This window comes from Chitinophaga sp. Cy-1792, assembly GCF_011752935.1.
In the GTDB taxonomy this organism is placed as follows: domain Bacteria; phylum Bacteroidota; class Bacteroidia; order Chitinophagales; family Chitinophagaceae; genus Chitinophaga.
Map to the genome: position 1 here is coordinate 844115 of NZ_VWWO01000002.1, position 18064 is coordinate 862178.

Sequence of the window (18064 nt, forward strand, 5' to 3'; positions counted from 1 at the left end):
TAATTAGCATGAAAAGTATACTCAAATATAGTTTTGCAGGTTTGCTGGCATGGTCCTGTTATTCCTGCAGCAAACTGGAAGAGACACCTTATTCTTCTATCTATACAGAAAATTTCTATAAGACATCAGAGGATGCAGAAGCCGGACTGGCAGCGGTATACAGCAAACTTGCAGATTTGTATGCAGGTCCTTCACCATTGCTGGTAGCTGATTTTAGTGCAGACCAGATATATCCCCGTCCTGTAGTGGGACGAGATACCTATACGCTGTTTAGCTTTGATCCGCAATACAGTGCCGTAGTGAGTTTTAGTCGTACGAACGAATGTCCGATCGATATCTGGAATAACAGTTACTCCGGTATTGAAAACGCTAACTGGATATTGCAAAAAGTGCCTGCCACCGTGATGGCCAATACCACGCGCAAGCAGCAGATCCTGGGGGAAGCCTATTTTCTCCGCGCCTTCTTTCACTGGATGCTGACCAAAACCTTCGGTGATGTGGTGATTCGTACCAAGGCGAGTCAGACGCTTACGGACGCCTATATGCCTAAGAGTCCGCAGGCGGATGTATATAAGCAGATCTTCTCTGACCTGGATTCTGCCGAATTATACCTGCCTGATTATTCGAATACACTGGTGAAAGGTCGTCCGTGTAAGCAGGCGGTGCAGGCGCTGCATGCGAAGGCAGCATTATATGCAGCCAATTACCAGCTGGCGTTGCAGCAGGCGGAAAAGGTAATTACAGCAGGCAGCGGCACTGGTTTGATGGATAATTACGCAGATGTTTTTGATGTGGCAAAGGAAGATGTGGCAAGGAAGGAAAATCTCTGGGCCTTTGAATCAGAATCTGTGGCGGGGGGCCGTACCAGCCAGATTATGAGCCTTTACGGCCCTGCAAACAGTACAGCGCCTGCCTACGGTAATTCTTCCTATGGTTCTGCATTTGTGTTTATGTCTTTTTATATGTCTTTTGACCCGAAGGATAAACGACGTGCATTAATGGATACCACCTATACGAATAAGCAGGGTGTAAAGGTGCCGCAGGCCTCTATTACGCCTATTACCACCAAAGGTGTACTGATGAGAAAGTATGCAGATCCGAATTCTATCGGCAACGCGCATGCTTCCAATATTCCACTGTTGCGTGTGGCAGATGTATACCTGGTAGCGGCAGAAGCGGAAGCCAGACAAAATGGTGCTACCGGTAAGGCCTATACGTACATCAATGCCATCAGGACCCGTGCAGGCCTTGATCCGCTGGCAACCGGGCTTGATAAAGACGCTTTTATTGCTGCCGTACTACAGGAACGCAGCTGGGAGCTGTTTGGCGAAGGAGACCGCTGGTACGATCTTTCCCGCACAGATACCTACATGCAGGTAGTGCCCAAAGCTGTTAATGATGTGTTTCCGGCAAGAGTACCACAGAAAAGAAATAAATATTTTCCGATTCCTCAATCAGAAGTAAATGCCAACAACTTATTGCAGCAGAATCCTGATTGGAAGTAGTATGATGGTTTTGTTAAACGTCCTGTCACTAACGTCATCGGCACAACGTAGTATTTTTCTGGCCGCAGGACAGAGTAATGCAGTGGGAAAAGGGGATAGCAGCAGGTCTGTTCATCCTGCTGCGGGTGTAGCTGTTGAATACAGATGGAAAAGCAATACACTGGAGCCGCTGCATGATCCGGTGGGAGAGGATGACGGACATTTTCAGGTGGCGGGTACCGGTAGTATGTGGCCGGCCTTTGCCGCGGCATATCATCAGCGTACCCGCGATACCGTTATCATTGTGCCGGCGGCCAGAGGAGGTGCTTCCTGCCACGAAAAGGCCCGGTTAGGCGATATGGATACCTGGGATACTTCCGGTAATCTTTTTACAGCAGCTGTAGCCAAAATAAAGGCTGCGGCTGCCCTTTCAAAGGGAGTATTAAAAGGTATCATCTGGTTACAGGGGGAGAGAGATGCCAATGCCATCAACAGCGGAGGATTGCAACCTGCTGAATACAAAACGGCACTAAGCAATCTGATACTGCGTTTCAGAAAAGAACTGGGGGATGCATTACCTTTCTATATCGTGAAAACCGGTAACTACAAAGGGCATCCGGTAACAGGCTTCGATACGGTAAGGAAAATACAGGAAGACCTTGCGGAAACTATGCCCAATGTATTCATTGTATACCGCGATGCACCTTTGTTTGAAGCAAAGGGCCGGATGACAGATGAGATACATTATAACCAAAACGGATTAAACCACATTGGCGCTACTGTAGCTCGCGCCATAAAAAAATAAATCAGGGATGAGAAATTGCTTGTTGCTATTATCATTATTAATTTGTCCGGGTGTGTTTGCGCAGCAGCGACTTCAAAATGAGCAGCTGACACTTGAGTGGAAGCAAACCAGTCGGGGTTACCAGCTGCAGCGTATTGTGGCCAGCGGACAATCACTGCCACAGCCTTCCGGAGAATACCTCGTCATCTACTCTGCCGGAAAGCCGGACAGCATTCCCGATCTGCATCTGGCGGACGGACATCCGGGTGGATTCTCCCTTAAAGATTATATCTATCTCACTAAAAACTGGGAAAATAACCTGAGTCCGGTAGCGATGAATACCGCCGGCAAGGCAATCCATTTTTTCCCTGCCACGGCAAAGCAAAACAACGGCATACTGGCGTTTAATGCAGATAATACCGAATGTAGTGTGAACGCCAGCTGGCAGCTGGATAAACAATATAAAAATGATATCCTGGTTAGTATAACGCTGACGGCTAAACAGGCAGGCTACTATTCCATTGCCTCACCTACGCTGGCTACCCTGGCAGGTAATAAGCCTGATTTTGCCATGCTGCCTGGCTATTTCCAGAGTAATACCATTCAGCCAGACCTTGTACTGGCCTATGCTTACGGACAGGGTATCCCCGACAAGCCGGTGGTATTCCGTGAGCGTACGGCGGCTACATTAAGTCCGCTCGTTAGCAGCAAAGGTATTACCATGGCGGTTATCCCGGCTCCCGGCACCGCCCGCGACCCCTGGGAAAAAGATGTGATAACCCAAGCCAAATGGAAACTTGGCCTTTCTGTGATGAACAGACAGGGTCAGTATACACCGGTAGCCTATCATCCGGTACTGGGACAGGAAGATTCGTATATGCATACAGGTGAGCAACGGACTTTTTCTTTCCGCTATACGGTACAACCCGCAGACTGGTATACCGTATACAAACATGCGATCAATGATGTATATCGTTTTCCGGAATTCCTGAAGCTGAAGAATACACATACTTCGCTTACCAGCAGGATCATGGCCATGCTACATTATCTTGGCGACGACAGCACTTCCATGTGGCATACCTTCCGCTACAAAGGACTGGAAATAGGCGCGCAGGCTTATATGGGTGGCGTAGTAGGAGCAGAACATGATGCCATGAAAAACTCTGACTATGGTGCTATGTGGATGCTGGCTAATATTACACAGGATACAACATTGCTAAAACATCGTTTGCCCGCTGCACTCAACTTTAAGCTGGTACAGCAACAGGAAGACCCGGGATTTTTTCAGGGCGCTGCCATAGGGCAATACTATCTCTGGAAAAGAGCGCGCTTTACGGAAGAGTGGGGACACTATGTAGAGCCGATAGCACTAACCTATTATACCATGCTTGATATCGGTAATATCCTGTTGTTTGAACCTGGTAATGCGCAGCTGCAACAGCGCTTACGCCTTGGGGCCGACAAACTCCTGCAATGGCAGCATACCAATGGACATTGGGAGGTAGCCTATGATGATAATACCGCACCAACGTTTACGGATATACCGGATTTACGTCCTACATTTTATGGACTGGTGGTAGCATACCGTATTTTGAAAGATGAAAAATATCTGCTGGCTGCCCGCAAAGGAGCAGACTGGCTCATAAAAAACGGTATTGATAAAGGCAGTTACCTCGGCGTTTGCGGCGATACCCGCTTTGTAGCGGATTTCGCCACAGCGCAGACGGTGCAGGCCATGCTGGATATCTTTGATATAACCAAAGACAAACGTTACCAGGATGCAGCCATTACAGCTGCTAAAGTATATACGGCTTCGGTGTATACACATCCCATCCCGGATATGAAGCAAAAAACAGTGAATGGAACACCGCGTCAGGATTGGGAAATATCGCAGGTAGGTTTAAGTTTCGAGCATGGTGGGAGTCTGGGCTCCGCGAATAATCACGGGCCAATTATGCTGGCAAGTCATGCAGGTATGTTTGTCCGCATTTTCGCGCTTACGCATGATTCGCTGTTCATCAATATGGCACGTGCTGCCGTGTTGGGACGTGATGCCTTTGTAGACCAGGCTACGCAGGTGGCCTCCTATTACTGGATGGCCATGAATAAAGGCGCCGGGCCTTATCCGCACCATGCCTGGTGGCAGGTGGGATTGCTCACCGATTACCTGGTATCAGAAATCAGTTTGCGTAGCAATAACAGGATCAGCTTTCCTAAAGGTTTTGTGACTCCTAAGGTAGGGCCACATACCAGTTATGGTTTTGCGCCGGGACAGGTGCTGGGAGCCGCCGCCAACCTGTATTTGCCGGATGGAATGCTGGAAGTGAGAAATCCGCAGGTAGATTATTTAAGTGCCAGAAGTACGGACCGGCATACGTTGTATATTATGCTGCTGAATAGTGATGATGACCAACAGCAAACAGCAATCAGCTTTGATCCTTCAAAAGCGGGCGGCATTTCTCCCAATCAGGTGACGTTGTTAGACGCAGCAGGGAAACCGGAAAAGCAGGTATTGTCCGGCAACACCTGGAACGTAACTATTCCGGCATATGGACTGAAAATTATTAAAATCCGCTCATGAGTACATCCACGATAGATACCGCCGTCATATTTGTGTTTTCCGCCTTTGTATTGGTAATAGGCTTGCTGTTTGCCCGTACCGGCCGTAACATGAAATCGTTTTTTGCAGGAGGGGAAGCGGTGCCCTGGTTTATTGGCGGCCTTTCGCTGTTTATGAGCTTTTTTTCTGCGGGCACTTTTGTTGCCTGGGGAAGTATTGCCTATAAGTATGGCTTTGTGTCGGTAACCATTCAATGGACGATGTGCCTGGGAGGCATCATTACTGCGTTTCTGCTGGCGCCACGCTGGAAACGTACCGGCGCACTTACTGCGGCGGAGTTCATCCGGCAGCGGCTGGGGGCACCGGTGCAAAAGTTCTACGTATACATCTTCCTGATCGTATCGCTGGTAAATAAAGGCGCGGTGTTATACCCGGTGGCTAAACTGGTAAGCGTATCCCTTGGGTTTCCACTGGTACCATGTACGATCGTATTAGGGTTGATGATGATCGCGTATACCGCTATCGGCGGACTCTGGGCCGTAATGGTAACAGATATCCTGCAGTTCGTTATCCTGACGGCCGCAGTATTGCTGGTGTTACCGATGTCGCTGCACAGTGCCGGCGGCTGGCAGCAATTTACACACCGTGTGCCGGAGGATTTCTTTTCGCTGGTAAACGGTGAGTATACCATTGGTTTCATAGTGGCGTTTGCGTTATACCATATCAGCTATATCGGCGGTAACTGGACATTCGTACAACGCTATACCAGTGTGGATTCGCCAAAGTCTGCCAAAAAAGTAGCACTCCTTTTTGCAGGATTATACCTGATAAGTCCATTGATATGGATGTTGCCGCCGATGATTTACAAAAGTATTAATCCTTCACTGACAGGGCTAAACGCAGAAAATGCCTATCTCGAGGTATGCAGGCTGGTACTGCCTCCGGGCCTGATGGGCCTCATGCTGACGGGTATGTATTTCTCTACTTCTGCCACAGCTAATACCACGCTGAATGTAACGTCTGCCGTTATCACCAATGATATTTACAAGGGAGTTATTAATCCGGGTGCGTCAGACAGGCAGCTGATCCGCGTGGCGCGTATATCCGGTTTGCTGCTGGGTATAGGTATGATTGGTATCGCCTTGATGGTGCCTGCTGTAGGTGGAATGATAGAGGTGGTGATCAGCATAGCGGCCATCACCGGCGGCCCTTCCTTGCTGCCGCCTTTATGGGCGCTCTTTTCCAGTAAACTGAATGGCCGCACCGCCTATATCATTTCTGGTGTTTGTCTGGCAGTAAACCTGCTGTTTAAATTTTTAGTACCTGTGGTGAGCACCTTAAAATTGTCGCGCTCGCAGGAAATGTTGCTGGGAGCGGGTTTGCCTTTCTTTCTGTTATGCCTGTACGAATTTGTACTGGCTGCACGCAAAGGGCCATCGCGCGATTACCTGCATTATAAGGAGTTGCGCCAGCAACAGAAAGTGCAGGCGGGTTTACCATCGGAAGAAGAGGTAGCTGCCATACAACGGCAGAATATTTTCGGGTTACGTGTGATCGCCTTTGCGCTGGCGTTTACAGCGTTATTGCTATTTGTGCTTTGTGCATTGGCAGCCACCGGGAAAGTGCTGGTAGCAGTAATAGCAACCGTTGTGTTGCTGGCAGCTTTCATCCCTGTGCTGGCATTGCGGAAAATTAAATTAAAACAGGAACATCATCCCTCGGGAACAATCATTGTAAAAGAAAAAAATGTGGCATCATCCTGAAGTATGCAGGATAAAAATTGAAGCTTATGTTGAAAGAACAATCCATTGAAAGCCGGGAATTAAAAACAAGGGAATATATAGCAGACCTGGTAGTAACAGGTGGTGGACTCGCCGGCGTTTGCTGTGCCATCACTGCTGCCAGAGAGGGGATCAAGGTGATACTGGTGCAGGACAGGCCGGTGCTGGGTGGCAACTCTTCCAGTGAAGTACGTTTATGGGTACTGGGTGCCACTTCACATATGGGAAACAATAACCGATGGGCAAGAGAAGGCGGGGTCATCGATGAAATTATGACAGAGAATATCTTTCGTAATCCGGAAGGAAACCCGCTGATATATGATACTATTCTGCTGGAGAAAGTTACCAATGAACCAAATATTACCTTGTTGCTGAATACGGCTGCATTTGAAGTCAATAAATCAGATGCTGCTACTATTGAATCCGTCACTGCTTTTTGTAGTCAGAACAGCACCTTGTACCATCTGAAAGCTCCTATATTCTGTGATGCTTCCGGTGATGGTGTGGTAGGGTTTCTTGCGGGGGCAGCCTTTCGTATGGGCGCAGAAAGTGAAGCAGAGTTTGGAGAGAAATTCGCGCCTGGTAAAGAATACGGTGAGTTACTCGGGCATTCACTTTACTTCTATACCAAAGATACCGGGCGGCCGGTGAAATTTGTGCCACCGGCATATGCGTTGAAAGACATCACAGAAATTCCACGTTACAAGCGTATTACCAGCGGGGCACAAGGGTGTCAGTTCTGGTGGATAGAATATGGAGGCAGGCTGGATACCGTGCATGATACAGAAACGATCAAATGGGAGCTTTGGAAAGTGGTGTATGGTATATGGAATTATATTAAGAATTCCGGGGAGTTCCCGGAAGCGGAAACCATGACTTTGGAGTGGGTGGGGCAGATTCCCGGCAAGCGCGAGAGCCGGCGCTTTGAGGGCGATTATATGCTGATACAGCAGGATATTGTGGAACAGCGCACGCACCAGGATGCGGTAGCCTATGGTGGATGGTCTATAGACCTTCATCCGGCAGATGGGGTATTTAGTGAGAAGCCTGCCTGCAATCAATGGCATAGTAAGGGTGTATACCAGATTCCTTTCCGCAGTTTGTATAGTCATAATATCAGTAATCTATTGCTGGCAGGGCGTATTATCAGTGCCAGCCATGTGGCCTTTGGTTCCAGCAGGGTAATGGGTACCAGTGCCTGTGCTGCACAAGCCGCAGGCATGGCAGCCGTGTTTTGCACCCGCTACGACGTACAGCCGAAGGCGTTATTATCCGATGAGCTGATACACGAACTGCAACAGGCGCTGATTCGGACGGGGCAGTATATACCGCAGCTGTTTGCCCGGGATAAACAGGACCTGGTTCATAGCGCTACTATCAGTGCCAGCAGTGAGTACATATTGAAGCATTTAAAGGCAGATGGCGATGTTATTTCACTGGAGGCTTCCATGGCGCAGATGCTGCCGCTGAAAGCGGGTAAAATCCCTGCTGTTACCGTGTTTGCTGAAGCGATAGCAGATACGGAGCTGCTGGTGTCTTTGCGTACCTCCAGCCGTACTACGCATCATACGCCTGATGTGGTGTTACAGGAACTAACGGTGCCGCTTACACGTGGCGTGCAGGAAGTGACGTTGTCATTTGATGCGGTATTGGCGGAAGATAACTACATTTTTATTTGCTTTATGAAGAACCCTGTGATAAGCCTGAAAAGCAGCGGTGAAAGGGTGAGCGGCATATTAACGGTGTTTAATAAAACGAATCCTGCGGTTTCGAACTATGGTGCACAGCAGCCAACGGAAGATATCGGTATGGAGGCTTTTGAGTTCTGGTGTCCGGAACGCCGTCCGGCAGGGAAGAATCTGGCATTGAAGGTGCAGGAAGGCATTGCCTTGTTTGGCGCGGTGAATATCCGTAATGGGATCAATCGTCCTGTTGCACAGCCTAATATCTGGCTGGCTTCGCAGGAGGATGCTGATCCGAAGCTTACGCTTACCTGGGCGAAAAAGCAGACTATTACGGAGATAGAGCTGGTATTTGATACCGACTTCGATCATCCGATGGAGAATGTAATTTATCATCATCCGGAGACGGCCATGCCTTTTTGCGTGGAGTCGTTTGTGATCTGTGATGAAAACAAAAAGGTGGTGCTGGAAGTAAAAGGTAATCATCAGTCGCTGCACCGTATTAAACTGGCTACACCGCTGTGTACGGGCAGTATAACGATACACCTGCGTGGTACGCATGGTGGTACGCCACCGGGATTATTTGCCATCCGGTGTTATTAATTTTTCCACGTTAACTAAAGTACTATGTCAAAACATTTTATCACTGCACTGTTATGCACTGCGGGTATATTGGGCGCCGGCAGTGCTGCTATAGCCCAAACGAATACCCTCCAGCCGGAAGCTCACTGGGTTTGCGTTAACCAGACAGGTTATAACCTGCACGCTCCCAAGCGTTTTACAGTGCCTACGGCCATGCAGGGAAATTTATCTTTCTATATTACTGCAGAAGGAAAGAATACGCCACTATATAAAGGTAATACCAGTAATGGTTTGGGAGATTTTACCGACTTTACGCCAACGGATACACGTACCCGCTATGTTATTCATGCAACAGGAGCAGGATTGCCGGAAGGGGCATCCTATCCTTTCAGTGTGGCGCCGTACCTGCTGGAGCGGGAAGGGTTTCAGCCGTCGGTATGGTTTATGAATGATACCCGCAGTATTACGGGTACGCATCATTCGGCGTATGGTGGCTGTCCCTGGAGAGACGGGACCTATTACTCCTATGAGATACCTTCGCTGGTGTGGATGTTCCTGTCTAACCCTAAGGTATATACGGAAATGCCTGCTACTATTTCCTATGATAGTCTGAAAGCTATGGTGATGGCGCCGGAGTTCAAGCTGGTGAAGGCACCTAACGATGAAACGGCATTGGCCGCAGCCAGAAAATATTTTACTACTATTGAAAAGCCGTTAGGTAACAGGGTGCCTGATGTAATTATGGATTTGCACTGGGGACTTGGTTATTATATGGTGAACCCGGAAACGAAAGACCCTAGCGGAGATCCGCTGCCGAAGCAACTGCATCCCCAAACCTTGGCGCAGTTTGCATATTTCCTGTATGCCTATCCCTACCTGGATAAATGGTTCTCTAAAAGCTATTATAACCAGGTGCTGGCTTTTGCACGTAAAAACTGGCAGCCCATCGGACTGCTGGATATACAGAAAGAAGTGGGAGGCTCCAAAGGCCGCCATGCGCCTGGGTTTTCCGTATTGCCGAACCTGCTGATGTATGAAGTGGCAAAACGTGAGCATCTGCCGGAGGCAGAAAAATATATGCAGGCGGCTTATCAGCAGACTTCCTGGATCATCGATTCGTTGTCGCTGGATGTACCACTAAACACAAAGGGGCAGCGCATGAGTGAGTATGTGCTGATGACCGGGCTGGCAACATACCAGCTGCAATATGCAGATAAGGCCCCTAAAGGCTTACAGCAGAAAATTGAAAAGTGGGCAGATGTGATGATCAGCAGATCTGATAATGCCTGGGATTTCAGGCGTTACGACCTGGATAGTAGCTGGACAGTGCCTGAGTTCAACGAAGTGGGCAATGTGGCAGGATTCCCTGCCGCTGCGCTGCTGGCGTCGGCGGTGGTACATGATGCCGCTAAAAAGGAAAGACTGGAACAGCTGGCCTTTGCACATTTTGATAACCTGTATGGCCGTAATCCGCTGAATGCGCATGCTACGCACCATCCGGAAAAAGGCTTTGAGGGTATCTCCAAAGGTTATCCTACCGGCTTTCATGAAGACTGGTGTGCAAGGCTCGAATTGTCCAGGGGGACGCTTAACTGCCTCCCTGGTACGGAGATGTACCCTTTCAATCCGAAAGGAAAGGAGCGCCACCTGGAAGGATGGATCAACCATAATACCGCCTGGAATGTGAGTCTGGCGGTACTTAACTGGTACGATAACCGCCCGCAGCAGTTCACGCAGGCACAGCATGCGTTAAACCTTTCCTGGCAGGCGCCTTTGAATGCCGGGCAATCGTTGCCGGTTACATTGCTGGTGAATGGGGTGGTTAGAACAACGGTGGCATTAACATCGGCTAACGGTATAGACTATACGGCAACCATTCCGCTGACACAGCTGAAAGGCCTGAAGCAGGGTGATAAGATAACGGCAGTTTATGGCGAAGGATTTCTGGCGAAGCGCCAGGAGCTGGTGCTGACAAATACAGTTAATAAAATTGCCAGTAGATAAATAGTTTAATGTGAATGTTCGAAAGGCTTCAAACCGCGTGGTTTGGAGCCTTTTTTCGTATAAACGTCTCCGTGAGCAGAACCAGGTAAGGCGTCTGCATCTAGCTGACTAAAAAATGCCCACAGTAAAATCCTCCATCATTACAGTAAAACCTGTCATTGGCCACCAGTGGCCCTTGAACTAATTTGAAGCTTTCTAGTGGAGGAGGTTTTTGTGTCATTTTTTAATCAGCGATTGGATGTCATGTTTGTAAAAAAGTACTATGAAGAATTTGTGCGGGACGATAAAAGAAGAACGAAGGGCCGCACCATTACTGAAACGGATATCGTGTTGCATGCCGGGCAGTCGGGGGATTTCTTCCCGCACCATATGGACGAAGAATGGTGCAGAACGCAGCCTTTTAAAAAGCGTATCGCTCATGGCACGCTGATATTTACGGTGGCCATCGGCCTGACAGCCGAGTTGGTAAATGAAGTATCAATAACCTATGGTTATGAGCGGCTAAGGTTTTTAGCACCGGTATTTATTGGAGATACCATCCATGTAGAGGTTACTATAAAAGAGAAAAAAGACCACAAAAAGCCCGGCATGGGGCTGGTAACAGAGTTGGTAGAAGTATTTAACCAGCACCGGCAGCTGGTGATGATCTGTGAGCATCTTTTACTCGTAAACAAAAATGAAATTTAGTTTATGGCCCGTATCATATTGAAAGGTATTACCTGGGATCATAGTCGCGGCCTTACACCCTTGCTGGCGGCGGCGCAGCGCTATCAGGAACTGCACCCTGGTGTCGATATCCAATGGAAAAAGCGATCATTGCAGGAGTTTGCCGATGCCCCCATTGAAGAACTTACTCATCACTATGATCTGCTGATTATCGATCACCCCTGGGTAGGCTGTGCCGCCGCCACGCGTTGTGTGCTCCCGCTTAATCAATATCTTCCTGCGGCCTACCTGGCCAATCAGGCAGAAAATTCTGTAGGCGCCTCTCATGCCAGTTACGAATATGACGGACAGCAGTGGGCACTTGCCATTGATGCGGCCACTCCTGCAGCCAGCTACCGTAAAGACCTGCTGGAAAAGAACTATCAGCCGCTTCCTGCCACCTGGAATGACCTGCTGCTGCTGGCAGTGAAAGGAAAGGTAGCCGTACCGGCCATTCCCATCGACCTGCTGATGAACTTTTATACTTTCTGTATCGCCAATGGCAACACACCGTTTGCTGGCAGCGAAGAAATTATAGACCGCGAAACAGGCGTGAGGGCCATCGAAAACATGAAGCAGTTATATAGTCTGGTAGATAAAAAGATGTTCCAATGCAACCCTATTGCGGTGGCGGAGCTGATGACCCGTACCAACGACTACTGGTATTGCCCTTTTGCATATGGTTATTCCAACTACGCCCGCAGCGGTTTTGCTGACCGGTTATTGCACTATGCCGGCGTGGTTAGCTTCAATGCCAGGCCACTTCGTACTACCGTTGGCGGTACCGGCATCGCCGTGTCGGCCTTCAGTAAACATAAAAAAGCGGCGGCCGACTTTGCCGCCTGGGTATCATCAGAAAAGATACAGCGCACCCTGTATGTACAGCATGGTGGCCAGCCCGGACACCGTGCCGCCTGGACAGACGATGATGTCAATCATCTCACCCATGACTATTTCAAACAGGTGTTACCGTTAATGGAAAATGGATATATACGTCCACGTTATAATGGCTATCTCCATTTCCAGGACCATGCCGGGTTACCGCTGCAAAACTGTTTGCAGCACAATGGGAATCCGTTGCAGGCACTGGAAGAAATGAACCGGATTTACCGCGACAGCCTCGTCTCACACCAAAAGCATGCTATTGTATGATGGATTTGCCATTAGAAGGAATTACCGTGCTGGAATTCAGCCAGTACCTCTCCGGGCCCTCCGCAGGCTTACGCCTGGCGGACCTCGGCGCCAGGGTGATCAAAATAGAGCGCCCTGTACACGGAGAGGCAGGAAGAAAATTATCCATTAAAAATTTATGGGTAGATGACAGCTCGCTGCTGTTTCATACCATCAACAGAAATAAAGAGAGCTTTGCCGCAGACCTGAAAAATCCTGACGATCTCGCCCTGGTAAAACAGCTGATCGCCAAAGCGGATGTGCTGATACATAATTTTCGGCCAGGTGTGATGCAAAAGATAGGACTGGATTATGACGCGGCCTCGGAAATCAATCCCGGATTGGTGTATGCCGAAATTACCGGTTACGGAAAAGAGGGGCCATGGAAGGAAAAACCCGGACAGGACCTGCTGATGCAGTCCCTCACCGGATTAACTTTTACCACCGGCAATGCTACCAATGGCCCCGTGCCTTTCGGTATTTCCATCGCTGACATCCTTTGTGGTGCACAGCTGGTGCAGGGCATCATTGCAGCGCTCATACGCCGGAGCAAAAAGAAAACAGGCGCACTGATTGAAGTGAGTCTGATGGAAACCTTGCTGGACTTTCAGTTTGAGCTACTCACCACTTACTATAACAGTCAGCAGCAGCCGCTGCGGAGTAAGACCAACAGCGGGCATACCTTACTGGGCGCGCCTTATGGCGTGTACAAAGCAGCGGATGGCTTCATTGCACTCGCTATGATGGACATCGCGGTACTGGCGGAAACCGTTGAGTGCGCTGCATTGCAGGGCTTTACTACCAGTCAGGCCTTCGCGCAGCGCGATAATATTAAATCCATCCTCGCTGATCATCTGCATAAAAACACAGTAAAACACTGGCTGCAAAAGCTGCAGGAACGCGGCCTCTGGGCCATGGAAGTACTGGACTGGGAAAAAATGACTACCCATGATGCCTATCGTGCTTTACAAATGGAGCAGGTACTGCATGCAGCAGGTAAAGAGATTATTACCACGCGTTGTCCGATTCGTATTAACGGGCAGCGGCTGGTTTCCGGTAAGCCCGCACCTAAAGTAGGGGAGCATAATGAAATGCTGATCAGGGAAATGAATGAAGTGATAGTAAACAAGAAATAATGCTGTTAGACGATATACTAGTTATAGATTTTAGTCAGTTTTTATCAGGGCCTTCTGCCGCCTTGCGACTCGCGGATCTGGGTGCGCAGGTCATCAAAATAGAAAAGCCTGGTACCGGTGATATCTGCCGCCAGCTGTATGTCTCGGATGTAAGAATAGCGGGGGAGTCGACCATCTTCCATGCCATTAACCGCAATAAAAAAAGTTATGTGGCAGACCTGAAAGATGCTGAAGATATTGAAAAGATCAAACAGCTGATTGCGAAGGCAGATGTGATGATGCACAACTTCCGTCCTGGCGTCATGGAGCGCATAGGGCTGGACTATGAAAGCGTGAAGGCAATCAATCCCGGAATTATATACGCGTATTTGAATGGATATGGAAAAACGGGGCCATGGAAGGACTTGCCTGGACAGGATTTGCTGCTCCAGGCAGCTTCCGGGCTTACCTGGTTGAGTAACAACCAATCGGAAAACCCTACGCCCATGGGTGTGTCGGTAGGAGATATTATGGCCGGTACCCATCTCACGCAGGGAATACTGGCAGCACTGCTCAAAAAGAGCATCACTGGCGTTGGTGCGCAGATAGCTGTAAGTATGTTTGAGAGTGTACTCGATTTTCAGTTTGAAGTCCTGACCTGCTTTTATAACGACGGGCGGCAGTTGCCACAGCGCAGTGCCGTTAATAACGGGAACGCCTATATTGCCGCCCCTTATGGCATTTATAAAACCAGTAGCGGCTATATGGCGCTGGCGATGAGCAATATCCTGGTGCTGGCAGATTTGCTGGGATGTGCGCCGCTGAAACAGTTTACAGACCCGGCAGGATGGTTTAGCCGCAGAGATGAAATCAAGCAGGTATTGGCAGATCATCTGCCAGGAAATACGACGGAGCATTGGCTGGCTATCCTGGAAAAGGCAGATATCTGGTGTGCGCCGGTTATGAATTACGATCAGCTGGTACAGGAAGAGGCTTACCGGGTATTGAATATGGAGATTACCGTGCAGACAGGTAACGGTTTATCCATAAAAACTACAAGATGTCCTATTAGAGTCGACGGTAAATTATTATCTTCCGCAAAAGGAGCTCCATTACTGGGAGAAGATAATGCGGAAATAGACAGGATGTTTGGGCTCAAGGAATAACCGGGTCCCTGCACGCGGGACGCCAACAGAAAACCAGCGTTATGAAAATTGTCGACACCCATTTGCACATCTGGGACCTTAGCCGGGCAGCCTATCCCTGGCTGGAAAACGATACCTCGATCCTGAACCGCACCTGGTGCATAGCAGAGCTGGAGCATGCAAGAGCTGCTGCCGGCGTAACACATGGCATGCTGGTACAGGCCAGTGGCTGCCGGGAAGATACGGAGCTGATGATGGAAACCGCCCGTAATACGCCATGGATCAACGGCGTAGTGGCATGGCTACCGCTAACGGATACACGCCAGACACAGGAATTGCTGGAAACAACCTACCTGCAGGAACCTTATTTTAAAGGTGTCCGTCACCAGGTACATGATGAAGATGATACCCGCTGGTTGCTGCAACCTGCGGTGATAAATAGTTTGAAGTTTCTGGCCAGACACGGTATACCCTATGATTTCGTAGGGGTATTACCGGAGCACCTGGAAACAGCCCTGGAGGTGGCAGAGCGGGTGCCAGACCTGCGGATGGTGTTCGATCATCTGAATCAGCCACCGATCAGCACTGGTGAAACCTTTGGCCGTTGGGGAACCTTGATGAAAGCAGCCGCAAGGCATCCTAACTTTTATGCGAAGATATCCGGGCTGGGCACTGCCTCCGGGAATTTTGCAGGTCGTACTGCCGATCATATTTCGCCTTACGTAGCATATGTACTGGAGCATTTCGGCGCCGGGCGTTGCTTTTGCGGTGGAGATTGGCCGGTGTCTATGCTGGCAGACGATTATGCAGGCACCTGGCAGACCATCACACATATACTGGGAAGGCTTTGCAATGAAGCAGACCAGGAAAAGATATTATACGACAACGCTTGTCGTTTTTACAATTTATCCACCCTTTAATCCGGTACCATGGAAGTTGTCAATGGTATATTTTTTCATGCAATGGGCGCCTCTGGTGCAGCATTGTGCTATACGCCACAGAAGAAGGTCAGTGGCTGGTCGTGGCATACCTACTGGCTGTTGCAGGCGGCAGTATGCTGGCTGTTGCTGCCCGTGCTGGTGGCCTGGATCACCATTCCGCAGCTGATGCAGGTATTGCAGGAAGCGCCTGCCGGCGCTATGCAGCGGTCTTTCCTCCTGGGGATGGCCTATGGTGTTGGAGGTACTGCTTTTGGTATTGCCATCCGCTATGTGGGTTTTTCATTGACCTATGCCATATCCGTAGGTATTTCCTGTGTACTGGGTACTTTGTTACCGCCACTGGTACACGGCACCTTGCCGGAAATATTTGCTGCCGGCGGCGCACCTTACCTGATGAGTGGCGTGGCCATGGGCGCAGTAGGTATTGCCTTGTGCGGACTCGCCGGACGCAGTAAGGAAAAAGACCTTAGTGCGGGTGGGCCGTCAGGATTTTCGCTGGCTAAAGGATTGCCATTGTGTTTGCTGTCGGGTGTATTATCAGCGCTGTACGGCTTTTCGCTGGACCAGGGACAGCCGATAGCAGATATAGCCGCCCGTCATGGCGCCGGCAGTTTTCAGGGGAATGTGATTTATCTTTTTTCCAATACCGGCGCATTTTTAACTACGCTGGTATATTGTTTATATCTGCATACAAAAGAAAAAACATTTGATGAATATGCCGTTGCAGGTAACAGCAGGCTTACGTTGAACTACGCCATGGCTGCACTGACAGGCATACTCTGGTACGGGCAGTTTTTCTTTTATGGCCTGGGACATGTACGTATGGGGCATTTCAAGTTTTCCAGCTGGGCCATTCATATGATCATGCTGGTATTACTCAGTGCTGTCACCGGACTGTTTTTGAAAGAGTATGCAAACGTTTCCAGTAAAACCATGCGAACCTTATGGCTGGCCCTGGGTGTGCTGGTAGCTGCCATCTTATTGTTAACTTATGGCAACTATGTAGACGCTTAGTCGCCCGTTGCTACAGTATTTCCCGTTATGAAACCGCGATTACCCTTACATCCGCAACCTATCTATATTATTGGTGCCGGTGGTATTATCAACAGTGCCCATTTGCCCGCCTATCAGCTGGCAGGCTTTGTGGTAGCAGGAATATTTGATCTCTCTCCCGAAAAGGCTGCTGCTACTGCATCCAGCTTTAATATACCACAGGTTTTTTCTTCGCTGGAAGCGATGGTGCAGGCAGCGCCTGCCGGTGTGATGTATGATGTGGCCGTACCCGGATCAGCGATACTTTCCGTATTACAACAGTTACCGCCAGGTGCCAACGTATTACTGCAAAAGCCGATGGGCGAAAACCTGGAGCAGGCAGCACAAATACTGGCGCTGGTCAGGGAGAAGCAAATGCTGGCTGCTGTTAACTTTCAGCTTCGCTATGCACCGTATATCCTTGCTGCCAAAGAAATTATTTACAGTGGATATATCGGTACGCTGAATGATGTGGAAATTAACGTCAACGTATATACGCCCTGGCATTTGTGGGACTTCCTCTTTACTGCCGAAAGAGTAGAGATACTATACCATAGCATTCATTATATCGATCTTGTCAGGAACCTGCTGGGCAACCCGCAGGGGATGTTTGCCAAAACGGTGAAACATCCTGCCATGCAGCAACTGGCGTCTGTGAGGAGTAATATTATAATGGATTATGGAGATATGGTCCGGGCAAATATTATCACCAATCACTGTCACAATTTTGGGAATACACATCAGCACTCCTATATCAAGCTGGAAGGGGATAAAGGCGCTATCAAAATCGATTTTGGTGCGTTGATCAATTATCCGCATGGCATAGCTGACCGCTTCGGGTACGCCGTTACTAACGGAGAAGGACATACGGAGTGGAAGACGTTGGCCATAGAAGGCAGCTGGTTTCCGCATGCTTTTATTGGCAGCATGGCGCAGTTAATGCTGGCCGCTGAAGGCAGTATTGCGCTGCCGGATAATTCGGTGGAAGACTGCATCCATACAATGGCCTGCGTGGAAGCCGCCTACGCTGCAAGTAAGCTGCCCGGTGTGCCGTTAAGCGTTTTTGATAACTTATGATT

The 18064-nt window shown here is 49.2% G+C and carries 13 protein-coding genes; all 13 read left to right on the forward strand.

What is annotated here, in order from left to right:
* The first annotated feature begins 8 nt into the window (after positions 1-8).
* The 13 genes from F3J22_RS17700 to F3J22_RS17760 all read left to right on the forward strand — a co-directional run bounded on the left by F3J22_RS17700 (position 9) and on the right by F3J22_RS17760 (position 18062).
* Positions 9-1505 (forward strand): RagB/SusD family nutrient uptake outer membrane protein, encoded by a 1497-nt coding sequence (locus tag F3J22_RS17700; protein ID WP_167019276.1) that lies wholly within the window; start codon positions 9-11, stop codon positions 1503-1505.
* 1 nt (position 1506) lies between these two features.
* Positions 1507-2289, forward strand: coding sequence for a sialate O-acetylesterase (locus F3J22_RS17705; RefSeq protein WP_167019277.1), 783 nt, complete (start codon positions 1507-1509; stop codon positions 2287-2289).
* Between the two features lie 7 nt (positions 2290-2296).
* The gene (locus F3J22_RS17710) at positions 2297-4849 is read left to right on the forward strand and encodes a glycerophosphoryl diester phosphodiesterase (RefSeq protein ID WP_167019278.1); all 2553 of its coding nucleotides are present in this window, start codon (positions 2297-2299) and stop codon (positions 4847-4849) included.
* Complete coding sequence (locus tag F3J22_RS17715; RefSeq protein ID WP_167019279.1) at positions 4846-6591, forward strand: sodium:solute symporter family protein; 1746 nt, start codon at positions 4846-4848, stop codon at positions 6589-6591. The genes F3J22_RS17710 and F3J22_RS17715 overlap by 4 nt, the downstream gene beginning before the upstream one ends.
* Positions 6592-6617: 26 nt before the next feature.
* Positions 6618-8894: an FAD-dependent oxidoreductase gene (locus tag F3J22_RS17720; RefSeq protein WP_167019280.1), complete on the forward strand. Its 2277-nt coding sequence runs from the start codon at positions 6618-6620 to the stop codon at positions 8892-8894.
* 24 nt (positions 8895-8918) lie between these two features.
* Complete coding sequence (locus F3J22_RS17725) at positions 8919-10877, forward strand: hypothetical protein (protein WP_167019281.1); 1959 nt, start codon at positions 8919-8921, stop codon at positions 10875-10877.
* Positions 10878-11120: 243 nt separating this feature from the next.
* Complete coding sequence (locus F3J22_RS17730; protein ID WP_167019282.1) at positions 11121-11564, forward strand: MaoC/PaaZ C-terminal domain-containing protein; 444 nt, start codon at positions 11121-11123, stop codon at positions 11562-11564.
* 3 nt (positions 11565-11567) lie between these two features.
* Complete coding sequence (locus F3J22_RS17735) at positions 11568-12734, forward strand: ABC transporter substrate-binding protein (protein WP_167019283.1); 1167 nt, start codon at positions 11568-11570, stop codon at positions 12732-12734.
* Positions 12734-13888, forward strand: coding sequence for a CaiB/BaiF CoA-transferase family protein (locus F3J22_RS17740; RefSeq protein ID WP_240155121.1), 1155 nt, complete (start codon positions 12734-12736; stop codon positions 13886-13888). Before F3J22_RS17735 ends, F3J22_RS17740 begins: the two co-directional genes overlap by 1 nt.
* Positions 13888-15033, forward strand: coding sequence for a CaiB/BaiF CoA-transferase family protein (locus F3J22_RS17745; RefSeq protein ID WP_205195400.1), 1146 nt, complete (start codon positions 13888-13890; stop codon positions 15031-15033). Before F3J22_RS17740 ends, F3J22_RS17745 begins: the two co-directional genes overlap by 1 nt.
* Positions 15034-15074: 41 nt before the next feature.
* On the forward strand, positions 15075-15932 hold the full coding sequence (locus tag F3J22_RS17750; protein ID WP_167019285.1) for an amidohydrolase: 858 nt from the start codon (positions 15075-15077) through the stop codon (positions 15930-15932).
* A gap of 9 nt (positions 15933-15941) precedes the next feature.
* Positions 15942-16967 (forward strand): L-rhamnose/proton symporter RhaT, encoded by a 1026-nt coding sequence (locus tag F3J22_RS17755; RefSeq protein ID WP_167019286.1) that lies wholly within the window; start codon positions 15942-15944, stop codon positions 16965-16967.
* A gap of 27 nt (positions 16968-16994) precedes the next feature.
* A complete protein-coding gene (locus F3J22_RS17760; protein ID WP_167019287.1) occupies positions 16995-18062 on the forward strand; it encodes a Gfo/Idh/MocA family protein in 1068 nt (355 codons plus the stop codon).
* The last annotated feature ends 2 nt before the right edge of the window (positions 18063-18064 follow it).

Bases quoted from the DNA above. Each gene is read 5' to 3' on its own strand.
- F3J22_RS17700 (WP_167019276.1), top strand. From the start codon at position 9: ATGAAAAGTATACTCAAATATAGTTTTGCAGGTTTGCTGGCATGGTCC.
- F3J22_RS17735 (WP_167019283.1), top strand. From the start codon at position 11,568: ATGGCCCGTATCATATTGAAAGGTATTACCTGGGATCATAGTCGCGGC.
- F3J22_RS17760 (WP_167019287.1), top strand. From the start codon at position 16,995: ATGAAACCGCGATTACCCTTACATCCGCAACCTATCTATATTATTGGT.
- F3J22_RS17710 (WP_167019278.1), top strand. From the start codon at position 2,297: ATGAGAAATTGCTTGTTGCTATTATCATTATTAATTTGTCCGGGTGTG.
- F3J22_RS17720 (WP_167019280.1), top strand. From the start codon at position 6,618: ATGTTGAAAGAACAATCCATTGAAAGCCGGGAATTAAAAACAAGGGAA.
- F3J22_RS17725 (WP_167019281.1), top strand. From the start codon at position 8,919: ATGTCAAAACATTTTATCACTGCACTGTTATGCACTGCGGGTATATTG.
- F3J22_RS17740 (WP_240155121.1), top strand. From the start codon at position 12,734: ATGGATTTGCCATTAGAAGGAATTACCGTGCTGGAATTCAGCCAGTAC.
- F3J22_RS17715 (WP_167019279.1), top strand. From the start codon at position 4,846: ATGAGTACATCCACGATAGATACCGCCGTCATATTTGTGTTTTCCGCC.
- F3J22_RS17745 (WP_205195400.1), top strand. From the start codon at position 13,888: ATGCTGTTAGACGATATACTAGTTATAGATTTTAGTCAGTTTTTATCA.
- F3J22_RS17755 (WP_167019286.1), top strand. From the start codon at position 15,942: ATGGAAGTTGTCAATGGTATATTTTTTCATGCAATGGGCGCCTCTGGT.
- F3J22_RS17750 (WP_167019285.1), top strand. From the start codon at position 15,075: ATGAAAATTGTCGACACCCATTTGCACATCTGGGACCTTAGCCGGGCA.
- F3J22_RS17705 (WP_167019277.1), top strand. From the start codon at position 1,507: ATGATGGTTTTGTTAAACGTCCTGTCACTAACGTCATCGGCACAACGT.
- F3J22_RS17730 (WP_167019282.1), top strand. From the start codon at position 11,121: ATGTTTGTAAAAAAGTACTATGAAGAATTTGTGCGGGACGATAAAAGA.